General features: G+C 61.9%; 13 protein-coding genes. 2 read left to right on the forward strand and 11 right to left on the reverse strand.

Features of this window, described 5'->3' with window-relative positions:
• Positions 1–56 precede the first annotated feature (56 nt).
• Complete coding sequence (locus tag ACSFBE_RS20010) at positions 57–1,283, reverse strand: RtcB family protein (RefSeq protein WP_435492271.1); 1,227 nt, start codon at positions 1,281–1,283, stop codon at positions 57–59.
• A 659-nt stretch (positions 1,284–1,942) separates the two neighbouring features.
• Positions 1,943–3,745, reverse strand: coding sequence for a vWA domain-containing protein (locus tag ACSFBE_RS20015; RefSeq protein ID WP_435492173.1), 1,803 nt, complete (start codon positions 3,743–3,745; stop codon positions 1,943–1,945).
• On the opposite strand from ACSFBE_RS20015, the gene rtcR reads away from it, so the two are divergent.
• Together rtcR and ACSFBE_RS20025 are read left to right on the forward strand one after the other, a co-directional pair.
• Positions 3,723–5,327, forward strand: coding sequence for an RNA repair transcriptional activator RtcR (gene rtcR / locus ACSFBE_RS20020; protein ID WP_435492174.1), 1,605 nt, complete (start codon positions 3,723–3,725; stop codon positions 5,325–5,327). The two genes, ACSFBE_RS20015 and rtcR, sit on opposite strands and share 23 nt — an antisense overlap.
• 1,053 nt (positions 5,328–6,380) lie before the next feature.
• Positions 6,381–7,604, forward strand: coding sequence for a phospholipase D-like domain-containing protein (locus tag ACSFBE_RS20025; RefSeq protein WP_435492175.1), 1,224 nt, complete (start codon positions 6,381–6,383; stop codon positions 7,602–7,604).
• Between the two features lie 68 nt (positions 7,605–7,672).
• On the opposite strand, the gene ACSFBE_RS20030 is transcribed toward ACSFBE_RS20025, so the two are convergent.
• From ACSFBE_RS20030 to gyrB, 9 genes are all read right to left on the reverse strand, one after another.
• On the reverse strand, positions 7,673–8,383 hold the full coding sequence (locus ACSFBE_RS20030; protein WP_435492176.1) for a M48 family metallopeptidase: 711 nt from the start codon (positions 8,381–8,383) through the stop codon (positions 7,673–7,675).
• Between the two features lie 4 nt (positions 8,384–8,387).
• Positions 8,388–11,684, reverse strand: a complete 3,297-nt coding sequence (locus ACSFBE_RS20035; RefSeq protein ID WP_435492177.1) for a type I restriction endonuclease subunit R — start codon at positions 11,682–11,684, stop codon at positions 8,388–8,390.
• Between the two features lie 34 nt (positions 11,685–11,718).
• On the reverse strand, positions 11,719–12,624 hold the full coding sequence (locus tag ACSFBE_RS20040) for an OST-HTH/LOTUS domain-containing protein (protein WP_435492178.1): 906 nt from the start codon (positions 12,622–12,624) through the stop codon (positions 11,719–11,721).
• A 7-nt stretch (positions 12,625–12,631) separates the two neighbouring features.
• On the reverse strand, positions 12,632–13,861 hold the full coding sequence (locus ACSFBE_RS20045; protein WP_435492179.1) for a restriction endonuclease subunit S: 1,230 nt from the start codon (positions 13,859–13,861) through the stop codon (positions 12,632–12,634).
• A 65-nt stretch (positions 13,862–13,926) separates the two neighbouring features.
• Positions 13,927–15,549, reverse strand: a complete 1,623-nt coding sequence (locus ACSFBE_RS20050) for a type I restriction-modification system subunit M (protein ID WP_435492180.1) — start codon at positions 15,547–15,549, stop codon at positions 13,927–13,929.
• Positions 15,550–15,574: 25 nt separating this feature from the next.
• A complete protein-coding gene (locus ACSFBE_RS20055) occupies positions 15,575–16,429 on the reverse strand; it encodes an Abi family protein (RefSeq protein WP_435492181.1) in 855 nt (284 codons plus the stop codon).
• 122 nt (positions 16,430–16,551) lie between these two features.
• Complete coding sequence (locus ACSFBE_RS20060; RefSeq protein ID WP_435492182.1) at positions 16,552–18,003, reverse strand: N-6 DNA methylase; 1,452 nt, start codon at positions 18,001–18,003, stop codon at positions 16,552–16,554.
• Complete coding sequence (locus tag ACSFBE_RS20065) at positions 17,996–18,583, reverse strand: restriction endonuclease subunit S domain-containing protein (protein ID WP_435492183.1); 588 nt, start codon at positions 18,581–18,583, stop codon at positions 17,996–17,998. Before ACSFBE_RS20065 ends, ACSFBE_RS20060 begins: the two co-directional genes overlap by 8 nt.
• Positions 18,584–18,780: 197 nt before the next feature.
• Complete coding sequence (gene gyrB / locus ACSFBE_RS20070) at positions 18,781–21,399, reverse strand: DNA topoisomerase (ATP-hydrolyzing) subunit B (protein WP_435492184.1); 2,619 nt, start codon at positions 21,397–21,399, stop codon at positions 18,781–18,783.
• Between the last annotated feature and the right edge of the window lie 37 nt (positions 21,400–21,436).

Consider the following 21,436-nt stretch of genomic DNA (forward strand, 5'->3'; position numbering starts at 1 on the left):
GCCCTCACTCCCACTTCTATTCTGATGTGGGTGAGAGCATGCCGCCCTCACCCTTCCTATCCCTTCACGCACACCACTTGCTTCAAGGTGTGCACCACTTCGACCAGGTCCTTCTGCGCCGCCATGACAGCGTCAATGTCCTTGTAGGCCATCGGAATTTCGTCGATGACGTTCGCGTCCTTGCGGCATTCAACGCCTTCAGTCGCCTTGATCTGGTCTTCTACGGTGAACATCTTCTTCGCTTTGGTGCGGCTCATCACACGACCCGCACCGTGGCTGCAGCTCTCGAAGCTCTCCGGGTTGCCCAGCCCGCGCACGATGTAGCTGCGCGCACCCATGCTGCCCGGGATGATGCCCAGCTCACCGCGCTTGGCGCTGACCGCGCCCTTGCGAGTCACGAACACGTCCTCGCCGAAGTGGCGCTCCTTCTGCACGTAGTTGTGGTGGCAATTCACCGCCTCGACGTGCGACTCGAACGGCTTGGTGATGACCTTGCGGACCGTGGCGATCAGGTTGGCCATCATCACTTCGCGATTCTTCATCGCGAAGCGCTGCGCCCAGCCCACGCCTCGCACGTAGTCATCAAAGTGTTCCGCACCCTCCTCGAAGTACGCCAAGTCCTTGTCGGGCAGGTTACGTTGGTTGCGCTCGGCATCCTTCTTGGCCAGCTCGATGAAGTGTGTACCGATGGCATTGCCCACGCCGCGCGAACCCGAGTGCAGCATGAACCACACAAAGCCCGTTTCATCGAGGCAGACCTCGATGAAGTGGTTGCCTGTACCCAAGGTTCCCAGGTGCTTGCGGTTGTTCGTGTTCTTCAGGCGCGGGTGCAGTTCGCACAAAGCGTCGAAGTCGTCGGTCAACGTCGACCAAACCTGGTCCACCGACACGGGCGGGTTCTCCCAACTGCCAGGATCGCGGCCACCACGACGCGGCGTGAAGCCGTGCGGCACGGCCGCTTCGATGGCCGTGCGCAGCGGTCCGAGGTTGTCGGGCAGGTCTTCTGCGCGCAGCGTGGTCTTCGCGGCCATCATGCCGCAGCCGATGTCCACGCCTACCGCTGCCGGGATGATCGCCTTGATGGTCGGAATGACCGAACCGACGGTGGCGCCGATACCCAAGTGCACGTCCGGCATTGCCGCGACGTGCTTGAACACGATGGGCAAGCGCGCCGCATTGGCAAGCTGCTCCATGGCCTCGGTCTCGACGGGAACGCCCTTGGTCCACATCTTGACCGGCACACCGCCGGGGACCTCTTCAATGTTGTAGTTCAGTTCTGACATGTTGTTCTTCTCTATCAAAAAAAGTGCGGTGACAAGAGGCGATGAAATCTTCACTCCGCCATCCATTGCTGGACCGGGACTTGAACCCGGGCGCCCCGTGATCGCTCACGGGACACGCAGCTTGCGCCGCGTGCGTCTACCTGTAATTCCATCTGCATTCACCGCTAAAAAAGTGATGCCTCGCTGCGACAAGGATTTGGTGAAACGTATCGTGCTCTACCACTGAGCTACGGCTCCCTAGATACGGAACCGGCGGGATTTGAACCCGCGACACCGAGATTAATAGTCTGTAGTTCCACCTGCATTCGCAGCAGGACATCGCAAAAAGAGCGCGACAAGGAGCGGTAAGAAGATGCCATGCCGGTTTCCCGGTTGAGGATTCGAACCCCCGGCGTACCAATGTATTCCTGCCAGCATTCGCGCAAAAACCGATACCTCTCCGCGTGGCGACAAACACTGGGTGAGACACACTTAAAGGATGTAGTCCCACCGGCATTCGCCACGCGACGACGCTTGTTCAATATCGTGGTCGGTGTCCCGGGCGACGAAATTTGCAAGAGCGGCCTACGGGTTCTCCGTTGCGGGCTTGTCGGCCCGCGCGGCCAAATGTGCTGTACTCCTGCAGGCATTCGCCTGAGACACCTTCCAACTCAAACCATCTACTGCGGCGTCAGCGAGACCTTGTCAATCTCGCCGACCCAATGCTCTGCGTCCATCTTGCCGTCGGCAAAGTTCGCCACCATCGTGAACACCGCATCGGAGAAGCCGCCGACATTCAGGATGTCGTGACGCTCTGCCGCCTGCGTGGTCGCGGTCGGCTGGATGTCGATGCACACCAGGCGCGCCTTCGGGTTGCGCTTCTTCAGCACTTCCCATTCGCGCAAGGTCTGCGTCGCACCACGCCGGTTGGCGTCGACCCAGGACTCGTTGTCCGAGACCAGGACCAGCAGGTCCACCGATGCGCGCTCACGGTTCAGCAGAGCCAGCGGCGCGCTGCAGTTCGTACCGCCACCACCGATCTTGGCCAGCGCTTGCGCATTGGTCATCACGGAGTCACGGGCATTCAACGACAGCTTCACCACATCCTGTTCGAACGGCAGCACACGGGCCTGCGGGTTCTTGCGCAGCACTGCTGCAGCCACCAGGGCCGCCACGTCGATGCAACGCACGCTGGACGTCGCTGAACCGCGATGACCGGTCACGGCCGAGCTCATCGAGCCTGACACGTCAGGACACACCACCACACGCCCCTCGAGGCTGGGCACGTTGTTCAGCGCGACTTCCATTGCATCCTGCAGCGCATCGCGAACCACTTGCGGCACGGCTTCGCCGGTCGCCTTGAACGCAGCCATTAGCTGGTAGGGCATCACACGCGCCTTTGCCACAGCCTCTGAGTCGCTCAGCTTGGCAGCGACAACGTCGGCCATGCCTTCGATGTCGAACACACCGTGACGAGCAAAGGTGTTCAGGTTCTGACGCACCATCTGCCATGAGCCAGTGCGAGCGATCTGCGCCCACTGGGCCGAGCTCAGCGCCAGCGCAGTCAGCATCTGGAACGGAACCTCCGGCACATCGGTTGCAACGCCTTGGGCACTTTCGCGCTTGAAGCGTTCGAACGCTTGGGTGATGGGCGGCAGAGCCGCTTCATCGACCGACTGGCCAATCAGCCACGCGAACCAGGCAGCACGCCAGGCCTCGGGGGGCTTGGGGTGAACCATCTTGACCACGTCGGCCAGCGACGGCGTGTTGCCCACTGCCGCATTCAGCAGCTGCTTCTCGGTCGCCGTCAGCAGCCAGTTCTGCACCAGCTTTTTCGGGCGAGTACCCAGCGACTTGCGTCCCACAGCGCCGCTTCGCAGGATTTGCACGAAGTTGCGCAGCATCTTGCCGTTGTCGACCACGCGCGAGAACACCTGGTTCAGCAGGGCCACGTCACGCACAGCCAGGCTGGCCGCCAGCAGCGCCGGCATGTCCTTCATGTGGCCGGACTGACGGGCGTAGATCGCGGTCTTGGCGACGAAGGCGGCGTCCACTTCTTGTGCCAGCGCCCTCACCTTGTCGAGCTGGTCTTCCGCATTGGCGTAGAAGGTCTGGCTCAGGCAGCCCGTGGCTGCGAGCTGTGCCAGCTGGTGACGGGGGCCGAAGGCGTAGGCCGGCGCTTGCTCAGCATTGCGCGCCGCGGCAGCAGGCAGCAGAGCGCCCTTGAGGGTTTGGAAGAGTTGCGTGTTGACCATGAGTGTTCTCCTTTTTGCATTCAACTTGTTGTTCGTACCCTCTTCTTTGCAATGGGTGTGCCAGTTTCGCCAGCCGTTGATGGACGAACATCTAACCGATTGATTTAAAAAGGAATATCTGGATTTTCCGGCCGTGCTCTCGGGAACAATACCCAGTAGAATTATCAAATGACTAGAATTACAGCTAGTAAATATCCGTGTAGCTATGGTCAAGAAGAACGTTGTCATCGGGTTCATGGGAACTCAGCTGGACTCTGGCCAAGGCGCCGGACGCTGGGAGAAGTGGCGACCGACGATTTCCTTGGTCCAGCACGAGGACACGCTGATCGACCGGCTGGAGTTGCTCTATTCGACGCGCTACGAAGTGCTGGCGCAGACCCTGCTCCGCGACGTTGCGAATGTTTCGCCCGACACCGTCGTGAACCTGGTACCGATGGACGTCGCCGATCCTTGGGACTTCGGGTTGATGTACGCGGCACTCTATGATTGGGCGCGCGGCTATCGCTTCGATCCGGCACACGAGCAATATTGGGCGCACATCACGACCGGCACGCACGTGGCGCAAATCTGCATGTTCCTGATGGTCGAGTCGCGCTTCATCCCTGGTGTGCTGCTGCAGACAGCGCCGCCGAAGAAGCAGGAGCGAGGCAGTCCCGGCAGCTACACGCTGATCGACCTGGACCTCTCGCGCTACGACGTCTTGGCTCAGCGCTTCAGCCAGGCTCATGCGGAGGCGCTCGAGTTCCTCAAGAGCGGCATCCCCACCCGCAACAAGCGCTTCAACGCCCTGATCGAGGAGATTGAGCGCGTGGCGGTGCGCTCGCAGGCGCCCGTCCTGCTGACCGGCCCGACTGGCGCCGGCAAGTCACACCTGGCGAGGCGCATGTTCGAGCTGAAGAAGTCTCGCCACCAAGTCCAGGGCGACTTCGTCGAAGTCAACTGCGCCACGCTGCGTGGTGATGGCGCGGCATCGACCCTGTTCGGCCACAAGAAGGGTGCATTCACCGGTGCGGCCGCCGACCGGCCTGGTCTGCTCCGCACAGCGCATCAGGGCGTGTTGTTCCTTGATGAGATTGGAGAGCTTGGCCTGGACGAGCAGGCCATGCTGCTCAAAGCCGTGGAGGAGAAGCGGTTCCTTCCCATGGGCAGCGACCGCGAGGTGAGTAGCGATTTCCAGCTGATTGCGGGCACCAACCGCGACTTGCGCGTCGACGTCGCACAGGGGCGCTTCCGCGAAGACCTGTTCGCCCGTATCAATCTCTGGTCGTACACCCTGCCGGGCCTGGCGAAGCGCCCCGAGGACATCGAGCCCAACGTCGAACATCTGCTCACCCGAGCGGCCGCCGAGACCGGGCGAGCGGTTCGGTTTAACGCCGAAGCGAAGACCAGCTATCTGCAGTTTGCGAAGTCGGCGGAGGCACCTTGGCGCGGCAACTTCCGTGACCTGTCTGCGAGCATCACGCGCATGGCGACGCTAGCAGACGGCGGGCGGATTTCGACAGGCCTGGTCGATGCCGAAATCCAGCGCCTTCAATGGCTGTGGCAGCAAGCGGGCAAGTTGAACGCAACCGGGGTCGACGTTGACGCGATACTGCCGGCCGACGTCATTGACAGACTGGACCTGTTCGACCGCATGCAGCTTGAGGCTGTTGTCCGAGTTTGCAGAGAATCGATGACGCTTTCTGATGCCGGCCGTCGTCTGTTTGACCGCTCGCGCACGCAGCGCTCTGTGGTCAATGACGCGGATCGGCTACGCAAATACCTGCTCAAGTTTGAGTTGACGTGGGACTCTGTGCGATCAATGGCTTGAAGTCAGTCGGCGCGGAGCAAAAAGGCATTGCAGGAGGGCTCGAGAAAAAGGTCCCCGACGAATCAATGGCTTGCGGGCGGCTGCAATCTATGAATCGAGAACGCTGAAACATAGGCTGAATGCTTCATTTGATGCCGGGCCTTGGTGGACGACCTGTTGCCATCGGAGTACAAAGGAGGCCAAGCATGCGATCCGGTTCAAAAAGGGCGACCGGACGATGTCGCTGTGGGCGGACATGGTGCCCGAGGGCACGCATGTCAGTATTGACGAAATGAGCCGATGAACCTGACGTCGACCAACCGCCTGTCCGGGAATGAAATAGGAGCAGCCTGCCGCGGCGCTGGCGCGCAGCGCCCTGGTTGGGACCAGGAATGTCACCCTTGGACAAGCTGAACTGCAGTTGACAAGCTCAGTTGAGCAACCACCCTTGCCGGCACCTGGTTGGCATATCCCCCACTGCTCGCGACGACCGCACTCCCCTTGGATATGCCATTGTTGAAACGCTCAGGTTTCAGCAATGCTTAGGTGTTGATCCTCTCTTTGGGGTTGCTGGTGAGGCTCCCCTTGGGGTAGCAGAGAAGCACCTTCCATAGGCGGGGCCACCCCGACCGGAAGGTCGAACTCCTTCGAGCAGTACTTGGCCCCTCGTTTGGGCCCCAGTGATTGCTTCCGCCAGACGCGTGCTCCGGGGCTCTAGCTTCGCCACCCCGCCTGGTTTCTCAGAGCCCTACCCCACAGTTCCAGGATGTCCCACAGCCGCTGTCGTCATGTCTCTCCCCAGCTGTGCGGCAGCGGCAATCGCCTGCTGCATAGCTGTATAGGTGCACCGCTTGTGCAACGAAGCATCGAGCCAATACACCTTTGCTTAGCGCCGAGATTCTTGAACAGCGTTGTGCTCGGCCGTCGGAGCATCGGCTGCCGGGGGGGTACGGAGTCGATGAAAAATTCCCGCTGGCAGAATGGTGGGCACAAACGCAAAAAGGCTACTCCGGCCGCACAACGACGCTAGGACGAGACGTGAAGCCAATCAGAGTGTTGACTGACATCGGCGCGATGTCCAAGACAGTTATCCACCAACTACAAACTTGCAAGCGCGCATGGGCGGCCGTGGCCTGGGCCACCAAAAATGATGTCTTCAACGAGTTGGTCCGACAGGAAGCGAAGCTGCAGCGTGTGGTCATTGGAACGCACGGCTCACTCACCGACCCCGACTGTATTGAGCGCCTTGCTAACAGCAATTGGGTTTCCTTTCGCAGTGCCAAGGGCCCGCTCTTCCATCCGAAGCTCTACCTTTTCGAGCACGACGACCGGTACACGGTCATAGTCGGTAGTCACAACATGACCCGAGGTGCGTTCGAACAGAATGTGGAGCTAAGCACTGCCTCGGAACTCGACAAGGGCGACCCGACGGTCCGCATGCTGCGGGAGTTCATCGAAGGAGAGGCCAATGGCCGTTGCATCACGCCCACGATGGCGTTCATTAGCCGCTACCGAGCGAGTCACCGTGCAAGTCAACGTCAGAGGAGGACAGTCGATGACCTCTACGTGGAGGAGCCTGACCGCATCGAGGAGAAGCGGCGCACAGACGCCCCTATTCACATGGAGTGGGAAGACTGGCTCAAAAAGGTCGATGAAGAAGATGAGCACGGCCGCTCACGTCGACTAGAAACGTTGGAACGAATACAAGAACTGCTTCGGCGGCCGGGCGGCTTCCTGCGACTGCCCCTGAAGGACCGCCAGCGAATCGCAGGCATCAGCATGGAGAGACCCAAAGACGAGAGCGACGTCGACTGGAATTTCTTTGGCGAGATGACCGCTGCGAGACGGTTCGGGCACTCCTACGCCCGCCTGGTTGAAAAGGAGGAGCCCACTGAGGTGGCTGCAGCCCTAGACCTTCTTCCAGACGACGACGCGCCCACGCGGGCAGACTGGCAAGCCTACTGGGCCGCCCTGCTGGCCGCTGCGGGCGACATGGGCGGCATCAGCATCGGTGGTGCCACACGTCTCGCCTGCCTTAAGAGGCCGGACTATTTCGTGCCGGTCACGAGCGCCAATCTCGACAAACTCGCCGAACAACTTGGCGTCCCGAAAAAGACTTTGAACTCCCCTGAGGACTATTGGGACGCCGTGGTCGAAACCATCCTACTGACGCCATGGTGGAATGAGGATCGTCCTCCAGACCCCACTGACGCGAAAACTTGGGACGCGCGCGCCGCTATGTTGGACGCCATCGTGTACGTGAAACCAAACAGAGCGCCCTCGAGGTCGACACAGTAGGCCTCGCAGCAGCTTCAGGAGCGGTCGACGGAACGCGTCTATGAGCGAACGCTTTTACGACGGGACGCTTAGACCAAGTCGCCGAAGGAGGCTCGCTCCAGTGCGTCATGCTGCCGCCGCCAGCCAGGCATCTGCCGGGCCACTAACGCCCAGAATGCCCGCGTGTGGCTCTTCTCCACCGTGTGACAGAGCTCATGCACCACGACATAGTCTTGCACGCTGGCGGGCAGTTCCATCACCCGAGGGTGGAACTCCAACACGTTCTGCGCATTGCAGCTGGCCCAGCGACTCTGGAAATGCCTGATACGGGCACCCCGTGCCTGCAGACCTGACTGGCGCTCCCAGTGTCGGACTCGCGCCAGCAGCTTCTCGTGCGCGCGGTCTCGGTAGAAGGCAGTTAGCAGTGGCGTCAATGCTTCAGGACCGATGCTTCGCCCTGCCGGGTTCTCGATCACGAAGCGCGAAGCCGTGAAGCGCAGTGTGGGGTAAGCCAGCTTCGGCGAGTGCTTCACCTCCGTGAAGTAGGTCCGCCCGCAATAGCGCAGCCGGCTGCCGGTGACGATCTGCTCTTCCGCCACCGGTAGGTCCACCAACGCCTGCTTCTCGCGAATCCAGCGCGCGCGTTGCCTTACCAGGGCTTCTTGCTCCGCCAAGCCAATTGCTGGGCCGCGCAGCAGCACGGGGTGGCTTCGCTCCACGGTCACATAGTGCCGCTTGAGCGTTGCGTCCTTCTTGAAACGCCATTCGATGGTCGTCTGACCGTACTGCAGCCGGGGCATGGGGTCAGTTCTTCAGCAAGATGTCCAGGATGCGGCCGGCATGCTCTCGAGCCACCGAACGCTCCCAGCCAGCGAGCGGCACGAGCAGCTTGCGCAGCAGGTCCCGAAGCTCCGGATGCAGATCGGGCATCTGCTTCCAGTTGCCAGCCGCAAGTGTGTGGCTCAGCGCCTTGTCCTCGAAGAGCTTGGTCGTGGCAGCCCGAGCGGTGTCCTCACCGAGGAGCGTCGCCAGGTAGCGGAACACCGCCGAGTGCGCGGGCTTCTGGAACCCGGTCTTGTCCTTGTCCGCCACCCGCTGGCCGAACAGCTCCAGCTGCTCCAGGAACTGCGCCTGGCTGATGCGGCCAGCCTTCTCTTCCTCCAGCAGCTTTTCCAACTCCTCGGCTAACTTGTCGAAGAAGGCCGGGTCCTTGTCGCGGCCTGTGACGATGGTGTGCTTGAGCTGGTTCTTCATCACCAGCGCCTGGCTGCCCGGGCTGGCCAGCTGCTTCAGCCGCGCCATGTCGCTGGCGTCCAGGATGGACACCTCGCGCCCCAGCAGGCTCTTGGCCGGGCTGGCCGCGATGTACTCGTCCAGTAAGCGCTGCAGCAGCGCGGACTCCAGCTTGGTGATGCGCTCGCGGTAGTTCGCATCCGGCAGTTTGTCGCGCAGCATCAGCCGGATTTCGGCGAACAGCGTGAAGTAGGGTTTAAACGGCACGCCCCGCACATCCGGCAGGATGATGTCGATGCTGCGGTTGAAATGCTTGGCCAGCTCAAGGAAGTCTTCCACCGCGTCGAGGCGGGTGGCAGGGTCCAGGAAGCGCTCCGCGTCGTCCTTGTAGGCGTCGCGCTCGCTCACCGGGTCGTGCTTCTTGGGCAGCAGCTTAAGGATGCGCTCCAGCGTGCTTTGCAGCTTGGGCAGCTCGGTCTCCACGCCTTGCCACACCTGTGCCGGCTGCACCTCGCCGCCGTAGACCTTGAGCGCCTGGTCCAGGTGGTCCACCACGCCGTGGTAGTCCACGATGTACCCCGCGTTCTTGCCCGGCAGCGTGCGGTTCACGCGGGCAATCGCCTGCAGCAGCGTGTGCTCCTTGAGCGGCTTGTCCAGGTACATGGTGCTGACGATGGGTGCATCCCAGCCGGTCAGCAGCATGTCGGACACGATGATGAGGCCTACGTTGTTGGCATGAGGCTGGCCATCCTTGCCCTTGCTCTCGTCGCCGTAGGGCAGCGGAAACAGCTTGCCCACGAAGCGGCCAACCTGCTCCGCTGGCATCGCGATGGGCTCCTTGCCCGCCTTCAGCTCATCCCGCACGCGCTCTTCGATGCTCTGCACTTTGGTGACCGGCAGCTTGTACTCGGCCGCCTCCTCCTCCACCGTGGCACCGGTCCGCGTGCCCGTGATGCCGGCCAGGGAGATGACCACCTTGCTCTGAAATGTGGCCAGGCCCTGCGCGACGCGCTGCTTCATCAAATCATCCAGCAGGTCTTTGTAGCGAACGGCCATGTCGCGGCCGTTGCAGACCAGCATGGCCTTCAGGCCCTTGGCCTGCACGTTGCTGATGAAGTGCTCCACCAGGTGCGCAGCCACCTGCTCCATGCGGTCGCCGGCCTTGCGCCAGCGCGCCAGCAGCTCCTTCTTCAGGGCCTGTTGGTGGGTCTCAGACGCCTTGGCGAACTGCTCGTTGAAGGCGGCATCGAGCTTGGCATCGGCCGCGAGCTTGACCCAGGCGTCCTGATACTTGATTGGCAGCGTCGCCCCGTCAGCCACCGCCTCGTGCAGCCGGTACTCGTCGATGTAGCTCTGCCCGCCAAATTCCGAAAGCGTGTGCTTGTCGTCGTTCAATAGCGGCGTGCCCGTGAAGGCGATGAACTTGGCGTTGGGCAGGCTGGCGCGCATGAAGGCGGCCAGGAAGTCGTACTGGCTGCGATGGGCCTCGTCCACCAACACGTAAAAGTTGGGCTTGGCGCTCAGCACGCGGAAGTTGACCTTCTCGCGCTTCAGTTCCGCCCACTTCGGGTCGAGCAGCACGCCGTCGGCGTCATGCTGGCCGAAGTGCTCGTTGCGCTCCTCCACCATGAAGAAGTCCTTGCCCTCACGCACACGCCGGTGCCGCGTAGCTTGCAAGACCTCGTCCGACTCGTCTGAAGCATGGTCCGCGCCGTCGTCCGCCAGCGAGCGGGGCTCATCGCCTTCTTGAAACTTCTGAACGGTGCTCGTGAACACGCTGCCGTAGTCGTTGCCCAGCATCCTCACCAGGCCGGCGACCGACACAGCCTGGATGGCGCGGATGCCCACCGCATGGAAGGTGTCGAAGATTTGCTTGTCCAGGTCGCGACGGTCGGTCAACACCAACACCGTCGGGTTGGCCAGGCCGGTGCTATCGGCGCGCAGCAGCCTTGCCAGCAAGGCCATGGTCAGCGACTTGCCGCTGCCCTGCGTGTGCCAGATGACCCCGCCCAGGGGCGTGGCGCTGGTGAGCCGCTCGACGGTCTTGCGAACCGCCCGCCACTGCTGGTAGCGCGGCAGCTTCTTGACAGTCTTGCCGCCCCGCGTCTCGAACAATACGAAGTGGGCCACCAGCTCCAGAAAGCGGCCGGGCTCAAACAGTGCCCACAGCAGCTGCTCCTGCTCACTGGGCTCGGTGCCCAGCAACGCCTCCACGGTAGCCAGCTCCGCCGCTTGCAGCCGGAAGCGCGCATAGAAGGCGGGTTTGGTGAGGATGGCGCCGTACTGGCCCTGGCGTCGGTTCAGGCCGACGCAGACCTGGTTGAACACGAACTGCGGCGCAAAGCTGCGCTGGTAGCCGTCCAACTGGGCTAGCGCCTCGTCCAACCGGTGATGGCTGGCCTTGCATTCGATGATGGCAAGCGGCAGGCCGTTGACGAAGAGCAGCAGGTCCGGGCGGAACAGCTCGCTGTCAGCATTGCGGCCCACGTACTGATCCACCACATGGAAGTCATTGCGGCTGGCGTCGTCGGCGTCCAGGAAGCGCACGCTGCGCGGCTGGCCCTCGATGTCCTTCACCTGAACGTCCGAGCGGTGCAACACCTGCTCCCAGACGGTCCTGTTGGCCGGCAGCAGGTCGTCGTTGGCGCGCTTGCGCAGCTCGATCAGCGCCGCCTCCACGCCGCCAGGCGCCCCGGCCAGCCAGGGGTTCAGGTCCAGCAGGCGCGGGCGAAGAACGTCCTCCAGCACCGGCGCCAAGTGGCGGAGCTCCACCTTCACGGCGTTGCCCGGCAGGTGGGTGTAGCCCAGCTTGACGAGCCAATCCAACGCCGGGGTCTCCACCCCGGTCTTCTCGGGCGACTGGCTCATGACGGCCTCTTTGCTTGCTCGCGTGGCATGTTGTTCATTCCTCCCTGCGGCTACGGTAGCAAACCACCGTGCCATGTGTTGAGATGGCGTCTTCTGTGGGCGCCTGTTTCTTGACCTCGAAAAGCTGGCACTCGTGCAGCACCTGGCGCCAACTGCTGCAGCCGTAGCGCTTGGGCGTCTGATCCGGATGGTGCTTGCCAATCCAGGCAATGGCGGCGTTCAGTTCGATCCAGGACCCAACGCCGCTTGACGTGGCCATCCCCTGCTCGGCTTCACGCAGGCTGCTCACGATGCCGCTGATGGGCCAGTGCACCTGGCCGTCCGGCGCGATGCCGTCGATGAGCATGTCCTTGAAAGCTGGGCTGTCCATGAACGACGCAGCGAACGCTCGGACGTGGTCCATCTGCTCGGCCCAAGTGCGCAAGGTTTGGTAGTGCGTTTCGATGATCGCGCGGCTTTGCTCGAGGTAAGCCGCCGCAGCCTCGCAGCGGTCGAGCTGGCCTAGGTCGAAGCGCTCCAGCAGGTGGTGCACCAGCTCATTGCGCAGGGCCACCAGCTCCTTCAGCTCGGCCTTGATCGCCTCATAGCGCTCGGCGCTCATCTCCATGCGTTGCCGGAAGCTGAACCAGAGGGTGTTGCTGTTGGGCTCAGCGGGGTCGGCCTCAGCCGATGCCGACCTGCTTTCGGCGCTCAGGTAGTTGCCCGTGAGCAGGCTCACCAGCCCGCCCAAGGTCGTCTTCAGCATCGCAGCAACTCGCTCGTTTCGTACGTCCTGCAGCTGAGCCGGCGTGCCAGCTAGGTCCGTGTTGGCCACCATGCCCTTGAGCAGCAACTCGTACTGCTGAAAGCGCAACAGGCAGCCGCCCAGCCTGTGCTGCACGGCGCGCTGCAGCTCGACAAGTCGAGAGCTGTTGAGGTCTGGAGTGGCTGCCGCGTCCATGGTCAGCTCAGGTAGCCATCTCCGCATCCACCTTCACGCGCCACACGCCAGTCAGGAGCTTTTGCATCAGGCCGCGTGTGAGGGACTGGTAGTGCCGCTGCTTGGAAAGGAGTACACGCCGCTTATCGTCAACGACAGCAAGGACTGCCGCGATTCGGTGTTGCTCTGCAGGAGGGGGGAGTGGGAAACGGAATTCCCGAATCTTTGAAAGGGCTAGCTTTGGTTGTGCGTTGGATGTCGCTTCTCGAGCTATGGCTTGCTGAATCGGCTCTGAGCAAAGACAGTGGAACAAGTAGTCGCGGTTGACTTTGATGTCGGTGAGCTTGTCGGCGTTCTCGGTGAGGTTGGCGCCGTCAAGCTCATCAGGGATGACGCCAACGATCCCCAGGGTCCCAGCCACAGAGATGAAGATGTCATCCTTGGAGATGGTGTATCGGGCAATGCTCGGCTGCAGATGGGCGGGGACGAACAGGATGTTTGATGTGTCCACACCGCCCATGTGCATGTCCGAGACACGGATGTATGGATAGCCGGTGTTCTCCGCTACCAAGGACTCTCCCTTGGGCAACCGTTTTCCGCCTCGTACATCGCAAACTTCGCCGACTGCTGCCACTTCCCAGGCTGAAGGAATCCGGCCAAGCTCGCTTTCCTTGAACTCCGCGTGTGGCGCCCAACGGCCTTCGGCATCTTGTGTGCCGACGCCTGCGTTGAACAAGGTCCGCATCAAGCCCTGCTTGAGCGTGTGGGTGGCTTCAATCTGGCGCGCAATCACGTCCAGCTTGTCGTTTACCGTAGCAAGGATCGCTGCGATTCTTTGTTGCTCAGCGGGCGGTGGCAACGAAAACCGGAGTTGCGAAAGATGGTCGTAGTAGATGCGGACACGAACGCTGCCGTCACCAGCAGCACTCACGAAGCTATGCCATAGGTGCGACCTACGAAGATGGTCCAGGTACTCTGGCAGCAGTCGGTCTTGGTTTGTTTGGAAGACGACATAGTCCGGGCTGACCATGACCGCACGGCTCGTCGAGTTTCGAGCGATTGAGCCGATGTTTACTCGCATTGGGTTGTATGCAAACGCTTGTGGCTTAACCACCTTGCATCGACTTGTGGAATCCCCCTTTACGCGCTCCTTCATCGGAACTAGGCCTGCTGCCTTGGTAACGCCGTACAGCAGACGGTCATCCAACCGCGAGTTGTTGCGCTCCCCACACTCGGCAGTGACCTCGGCGAGCGACACGGCCCGCCAGCCTGCAGGGAGTTGGTTGCCCACCGAAGAAGTCCGCACGACAAGCTCGTTTGGGCTCAAGATGCCGCTCCCAATAGGCCCAACTCCACCAGGTAGCTGTTCAGCTTTGCATCGACGATTGCTTCCTCCACTGCCAGCTCAGAAAGCTGTTCAAGCGTTGAAGACACATCCACCATCACGTCGTCTTTGCCTCTGTCAATGTAGCGGGTGATGTTCAGGTTGCCATCGTTGCCGCGAATCTCTTCGAGCGGCACCAGGCGGCAATACTGCTCCACCTCGGTCTGGTGTTTGAACGCCGCCTTGTGGGTGCTGGCAATGCGGGAAATGTCCTCGGGCCGCAAGCTGTTCTGTGCCTTTCCTTCCGCGTAGCCTGTGCTGGCATCAATGACGATGACCTTCCCCTTGAGTGCGGCGGGCTTGCGCTTGTTCAAGATCAGCACGCAGGCTGGGATCGGCGTGTTGTAGAACAAGGCTGGAGGTAGGCCGACAATTGCCTCAATGAGGTCACCCGGTTGGCCACCGCTGGCGGCATCGGTCCCGAACAGCAGCCCCTCACGAATCCTGCCCTCTTCGCCGCTGCGGAACAGCACCCCGTGCGGCAGGATGATGCCCATGCGGCCGTCGGCCTTCAGACTGGCCAGCATGTGCTGCGCGAAGGCCAGGTCGGCGTAGCCACGCGGCGGCACACCATAGGTGAAGCGGCCATATGGGTCGCTCACTTCCTTGTAGCTGGGCGTCTTTGGCTTTTTCGTGCTTTCACCACCTTCGCTGTCCTTGGCGGCTTCAGCTTCAAGTTCCAGCGGCGTCCACCAGGCCTTGGCTGAGAAGGGCGGGTTGGCAATGACGCGGTCAAAGGTCCTGAGGTAGCCGCCGTCCAGGTGCTTGGGCTCCACCAGGGTGTCACCGCGCTCAATCTCGGCCCGCATGTTGTGCAGGTAGAGGTTGAGCTTGGCGATGGCCCAGGTGCCCAGGTTCTTTTCCTGTCCGTACAGCAGCGCATTCGGCCGGTCGCCGATGAGCTTGCCGCCGGGTAGTTCGGCGACGTGGTGCGCGCTCTCCACCAGCATGCCACCGCTCCCGCAAGTGGGGTCGTACACGCTGTGGCCGGGCTGCGGGTCGATAAGCTCCACCACCAACTGCACTACGGCCTTGGGCGTGTAGAACTCGCCACCCTTCTTGCCGGCATCGTCGGCGAACTGCTTGATGAGGTACTCGTAGGCGTCGCCCAGCATGTCGGCCTTGTAGAGGTCGGCATTGCCCAGGCGGTACTGGTTGAAGTGGCGCAGCAGGCGCTGCAGCGTGGCGTCCGAGAGCACGCGCTTGTCGCCGTACTGGGTGGCGGTCAGCACATGCTGCAGCTCGGTGTTGTTGGCCTCGATGGTGGCGAAGGCCTTGTCCAACGCTTCGCCGATGTTCTCGGTACGGGCAATCAGGTTCGGCCAGCGGGCGTCAGGCGGGAAGGTCCCCCATTTGTCCTGGACCTCCGCCAGCGCGTCGCGCTTGCTGAGGCCGTCAACGTCCTGCAGTTGCTGGACGCGGTCGTCGAACACGTCGTTGAAGCGTTTTAGGAACAGTAGGCCGAAGATGTAGTTCTTGAAATCCGAGGAGTCGATGGAGCCGCGCAGAATGTTGGCGGATTCCCAGAGCCAGGATTCGAGGGTGTCGAGCGTGAGGGACATAGGGACAGTGTTCTTGTATGTTTGTTCAGGGGAGCGGACGGTTTTGACGATAGGCGTCTAGCGCTGCAGGCGTAAGCAGTGCCACGCAGTGGGTATGGATGGGGCACTGCCGATAAAGGCGTGAGACCGTCGGGGACAGCCAGTGAAGCAACTCAATGAGGCGGTCGTCGATCAAGCGAAGGCGGTCCAAGGACTCCTGCGGATTCCGTGTGGGGCCATCAACCGTTTGTATCGCCCGCCCTGGCCGATTCCGAGCTTCAGCCTTGAGAGGTCCCAGCTTCCAGATCGGCTCCAGGTGAGCAATCCGGTTTCGCAAGTCGTTGCACAGGTCAATCCTGGCAAAGAAGGCATCCTGGCGGGCTTGGGGGCGCCAATACGTAGCGGCTCTTTGACGATGTCCAGGAAGGATGTCCGGGATGATGTGGTCCCAAGGAACCAGAACTTGGTTGGTATCGGTCGAGACGTCCAGGAGCCGGGGCCAGAAGCCGAAGGTAAGGTTCGAGACTACGTCGTCGGGTGTGCGGGCGGGGTTACGCGGTCGCCAGGTGCCTCCACGGTAAACATGGGTGATTTCAAGCACCTTATCGGAGGACTTTTGCGGAAGGTTCAGGTAGGAGTACCAGTCTCGCGATCCGGCACCGCCCTGCTGGCCGTACCTATGACTCAATGCAGCATGGAACTGGTTGCGCAGAACAACCTCGATTAGGTCCGTAGTACGAGCGAAGGCTTCACGCAGGTCTTCGTTCCACTGGTACAGGCCCAGCGCTTCCAGATGGTCGGCAGCTTGGAAATAGCGCTTGTAGCTACCCAGACGAGCGTGAGAAATGGCCTGAGTCACTGCCTGCACGTCCTGCAGGGTCATGTTGTTGTAGTCGAGCACTGTGTTATCCTTGCCTCGTAGGCGCTTGGACACCACGGCTTGACAGGTCTCTCTTCGGACGGACGTCAGGTTCCAAGACGCAATAGAGGATGCGGCCGCGTAAGCGGCCGTTTTCCTTTGCGCTAAGCATGGCCGACCTCCTGAAGCAGGTTTGTAAACTTGCTTTCCAGCGCTTCCAGCTCGGCCCTGAGCTGAGCACGTTCCTCGCGGAGTGCTATCAGGTCGACAGGGTGAAACTCCTCGATGGCATCCACGTAACGGGCCACGTTGAGGTTGCAGTCGTTTGCCAGAATCGCTTCCAGCGACACAAGGCTTGCGTAGCCGTCTGCATTTCCCCGTGCCACGTAGGCGTCTTCGATCTTGGAGACATCCATCTCTCGAAGCTTGTTCTGGGTCTTGCCGTGCTCGTGCTCACGACTTGCGTCGATGAAGAGTACATAGTTGTCACGCTTGTCCTTGCGGAGCACGAGTAGCGCAACCGGAAGGGCCGTGTTTGGAAACAGCTTGGCAGGCAGTCCGATCACGGCGTCCACCAGGTTCTCCTCCAAGAGCTGCCTCCGAATCTGCTGCTCTGCACCGCTGCGGAAAAGAACACCGTGCGTGACCACCACCGCCATTCGGCCGTGGTCGGGCTTCAACGTCTCGACCATGTGACTGATGAACGCGTAGTCAGCCGTGCCTCGAGGAGGAATCCCGCGCCGGTAGCGACCGTAGGGATCGCTTGCTGCGGCTTCCTGTCCCCAGTCCTTCAGGTTGAAAGGGGGGCTTGAAACCACCAAGTCGAACTTTCGAAGTTGGTCGCCGACCACCAATCTCGGGCTCTTGAGGGTGTCTCCCCATTCCAGCTGAGCGCTCAGTTCCCCATGCACCAGCATGTTGATCTTCGCCAGCGCCCATGTGCTGCCGTTCTTCTCTTGGCCAAACAGGTGGCAGCCCTCGCCACCAGAGCGTGCGCGTGCTGCCGCGCTGCAAGTCAACAACAGCGTGCCAGAACCACAGCACGGATCGCCAACGCTTTCCCCAGCTTCGGGCTGGAGGAGCCCGGCGATTAGCTGCGAAACCTCGGGCGGGGTGTAGAACTCGGCGCCACGCTTTCCGCTTGCTGCGGCAATTTCGCTGATAAGCGTTTCACAAGCAAAAGCGACGGACTTGGCAGCGCCCGGATCACGGTAGTCAAACTCCGGCCCGCCGAACAGGCCTAGCAAGTCGGAAAGGACGCGTTGCCTTTGCTCGGGGTTCCCCAGCGCGGATGAATCGAAGCTGACGTCATGAAAGGCGCCTTGGAGCAACGGGTGCCGGTCTTCTAGATTGGCGAGTGCGTGGTCGATGCGCTTCCCGAGGTCGGCCATGTGCCCGGCGTCGGACAGCCCTTCGAAAAGCGGTGGCTTGCCCGTCTTCCCGTTCAGAGCAGTGTCGTGCTCCGCGCTGCCGGCATCACGATCTGAGAGGTACTTCAGCACAAGCAAAGCCAAGAGGTGGTCTCGGAAAGCACCAACTTCAGCACTACCGCGGACCGTATCGAAGGTCCTCCAGAATGCGTTGCGGATCGCATGCTGCTGTTGAGCGTCAAGCATTGGCGCCTCCACGATGCGAGAGCTGGCTGGCTAGCTGAGTCACCTCGATGCCATCCAGTTCGGTCAAGCGGTGGCGGATGGTCGCAATCCGTCGAGCCAGTCGGTCAATCTCGGCGACACGCCGCTGTTGGGGCAACTCGGGCATATCAACCTCCAGTGACAGCAGGGCGGTCTTGGTCAGCGCCTTGATAGTGGTTCCAGTCAGCAAAAGTGACAGCTTCGCCTGCGTAGGTGGGAGGTTGAGATACCAGACCAAGTAGCCGGCATCCAAGTCAACCGCCGGCCGAATCACGTTTAGCTGTCCAACCGGCAGCACAGGCTCAGTCGCGCCGTTGAAGAGCCAAGCCTTGTAGTAATCCCCGCGTGACGGAATGACCACATCACCCAGTTGAAGGCAATGTTCGAGATACTTCTCCGCGACCGCCACCCGCGGGAGTTCATGCCAGCTCGATGGGGTTGAAGAGACGACATCGCGGATAGCCAGCACGCGCACGTTGCCTGCAGGGAGTTCCTGAGGGGTCTGGTCTCGAAAGACCACTGCCGTGTGGATTTTGGTCAGCGCTGCGAGAGGGAAGGTCATGGCCAACAAATAACTATTTGCTTAAAGTGTAGCGCATGGCAAAGCGCTACGCAAGCAAATAACTATTTGTTGATTGATGCGCTTCTTGAGCTGGCTTCGATAGATGCTCTTTGCTCGGCTCAATCAAAAGGAAGGGCCCCATAGCCTTCTCAGCTTATGGGGCCCAATTTCTCGGGTTATGCCTCGCCCTACATCCTTCAAACGTCGATATTCGACGCCCGCAGCGCGTTCTGCTCGATGAACTCGCGGCGCGGCTCCACCTCGTCGCCCATCAGCATGGTGAACACGCGGTCGGCCTCGATGGCGTCGTCGATCTGCACGCGCAGTAGGCGGCGCACGGTCGGGTCCATCGTGGTTTCCCAGAGCTGCTCGGGGTTCATCTCACCCAGGCCCTTGTAGCGCTGGCGCGAGGTGGTGCGTTCGGCTTCGCCGATCAGCCACTTCATCGCGATGCGGAAGTCGGAGACCTTCTCTTCCTTCGCGCGCTCGCCCTCGCCGCGCTTCACGATCGCGCCTTCGCCCAGCAGGTCGCGGAAGGTGTTGGCCGCGGTGGCAAGTGCGGCGTAGTCGGCACCGTGGACGAAGTCCTGCGTGATCACGCTGCTCTTGATGTTGCCGTGGTGCCGGCGGCTGATGCGCAGCACCGGCTTGTCGGTGCGGACGTCGAATTCGCTCGCCACCTCTGCCGGAGCGCCGGTGTCGTTGAGTTCGCGCAGCTTGACCTGGAGTGCCACGGCCGACGCTTCCGCGCTCGCGGTGGTGTCGAGGTCGAGCGACACGCCGTCGGCGATGGCGCGCAGCGCCGCAGCGTCCATGAACACGCCCAGTCGCGCGATGACGGCCTGCGCCAGCTGGTGCTTGCGCGCCAGCTCGGCTAGCGTGTCGCCGGTGAGCGTGGTCGGCGTCGGGCCGCCGGTCTCGATGCTCGCGTTCTGCAGCGCCACCTTCAGCAGGAAGGCGTCGAGGGCCGGGCCGTCCTTCAGGTATTGCTCTTCCTTGCCGACCTTCACCTTGTAGAGCGGCGGCTGCGCGATGTAGATGTGGCCGCGCTCCACCAGCTCCGGCATCTGCCGGTAGAAGAAGGTCAGCAGCAGCGTGCGGATGTGGGCGCCGTCGACGTCGGCGTCGGTCATGATGATGATGCGGTGGTAGCGCAGCTTGGCGACGTTGAAGTCGTCGGCGCCGCCGCCGTTGGTGGTTGCGCCGGCACGGCCGATGCCGGTGCCCAGCGCGGTGATCATCACCAGGATTTCGTTGCTGGTCAGCAGCTTCTCGTAGCGTGCCTTCTCGACGTTCAGGATCTTGCCGCGCAGCGGCAGGATGGCCTGGAACTTCCGGTCGCGGCCCTGCTTGGCCGAGCCGCCGGCGGAGTCGCCCTCCACCAGGTAGACCTCGCACAGCGCGGGATCTTTTTCCTGGCAGTCGGCCAGCTTGCCGGGCAGGCCCATGCCGTCGAGCACGCCCTTGCGGCGCGTCATCTCTCGGGCCTTGCGGGCGGCTTCGCGGGCGCGGGCCGCTTCGACGATCTTGCCGCAGATGATCTTGGCGTCGTTCGGGCGTTCCTGCAGGTAATCGGTCAGCAGCTTGCCGACGATGTCTTCCACCGGCGCGCGCACTTCGCTGGACACCAGCTTGTCCTTGGTCTGGCTCGAGAACTTGGGCTCGGGCACCTTCACGCTCAGCACGCAGCACAGGCCTTCGCGCATGTCGTCGCCGGTGACTTCGACCTTGGCCTTCTTGGCGAACTCGTTCTCTTCGATGTACTTGTTGATGACGCGGGTCATCGCGGCACGCAGGCCCGTGAGGTGGGTGCCGCCGTCACGCTGCGGGATGTTGTTGGTGAAGCACAGCACCTGCTCGTTGTAGCCGCTGTTCCACTGCATCGCGACTTCGACGCCGATGTGCGTGCCGGGGATGCCGCCGTAGGTTTCTGCCGGCCGCTCGCCTTCGGCATAGAACACATTGGGGTGCAGAACGGTCTTGCCCTTGTTGATGAACTCGACGAAACCCTTCACACCGCCGGCACCGGAGAAGTCGTCTTCCTTGCCGCTGCGCTCGTCCTTCAGGCGGATGCGCACGCCGTTGTTCAGGAAGCTGAGCTCGCGCAGGCGCTTGGAGAGGATCTCGTAGTGGAAGTCCGAGTTCTCGATGAAGATCGTGGTGTCGGGCAGGAAGTGCACTTCGGTGCCGCGCTTGTCGGTGTCGCCGACGATCTTCATCGGCGAGACTTCGACGCCGTTCACCTTCTCGATGATCCGGTTCTGCACGAAGCCGCGGCTGAATTCGAGTTCGTGGATCTTGCCTTCGCGGCGCACCACCAGGCGCAGCATCACGCTCAGCGCGTTCACGCAGCTCACGCCCACGCCGTGCAGGCCGCCCGAGACCTTGTAGCTGTTCTGGTTGAACTTGCCGCCGGCGTGCAGCTCGGTCAGCGCGATCTCCGCAGCCGAGCGCTTGGGTTCGTGCTTGTCGTCCATCTTCACGCCGGTCGGAATGCCGCGGCCGTTGTCGGTGACGGAGATGGAGTTGTCGCTGTGGATCGTGACGACGATGTCGTCGCAGTAGCCGGCCAGCGCTTCGTCGATCGAGTTGTCGACCACCTCGAACACCAGGTGGTGCAGGCCGGTGCCGTCGGAGGTGTCGCCGATGTACATGCCGGGCCGCTTGCGCACGGCCTCCAGGCCTTCGAGGATGGTGATCGAGCCTTCGCCGTACGAGGTGTCGGGCGGCGTGATCTCGATCGGGATCGCGCTCTCGATCTCGGGCGTGTAGACCGGCTCGGTGTGCGGTGCTTCCGGCTTGTTTTCTTCGCTCATTGGGGACACATCCTCTCTGGGGAAACGGGTTCTGGGG

This window comes from Variovorax sucrosi (assembly GCF_051216635.1).
GTDB lineage: Bacteria > Pseudomonadota > Gammaproteobacteria > Burkholderiales > Burkholderiaceae_C > Variovorax.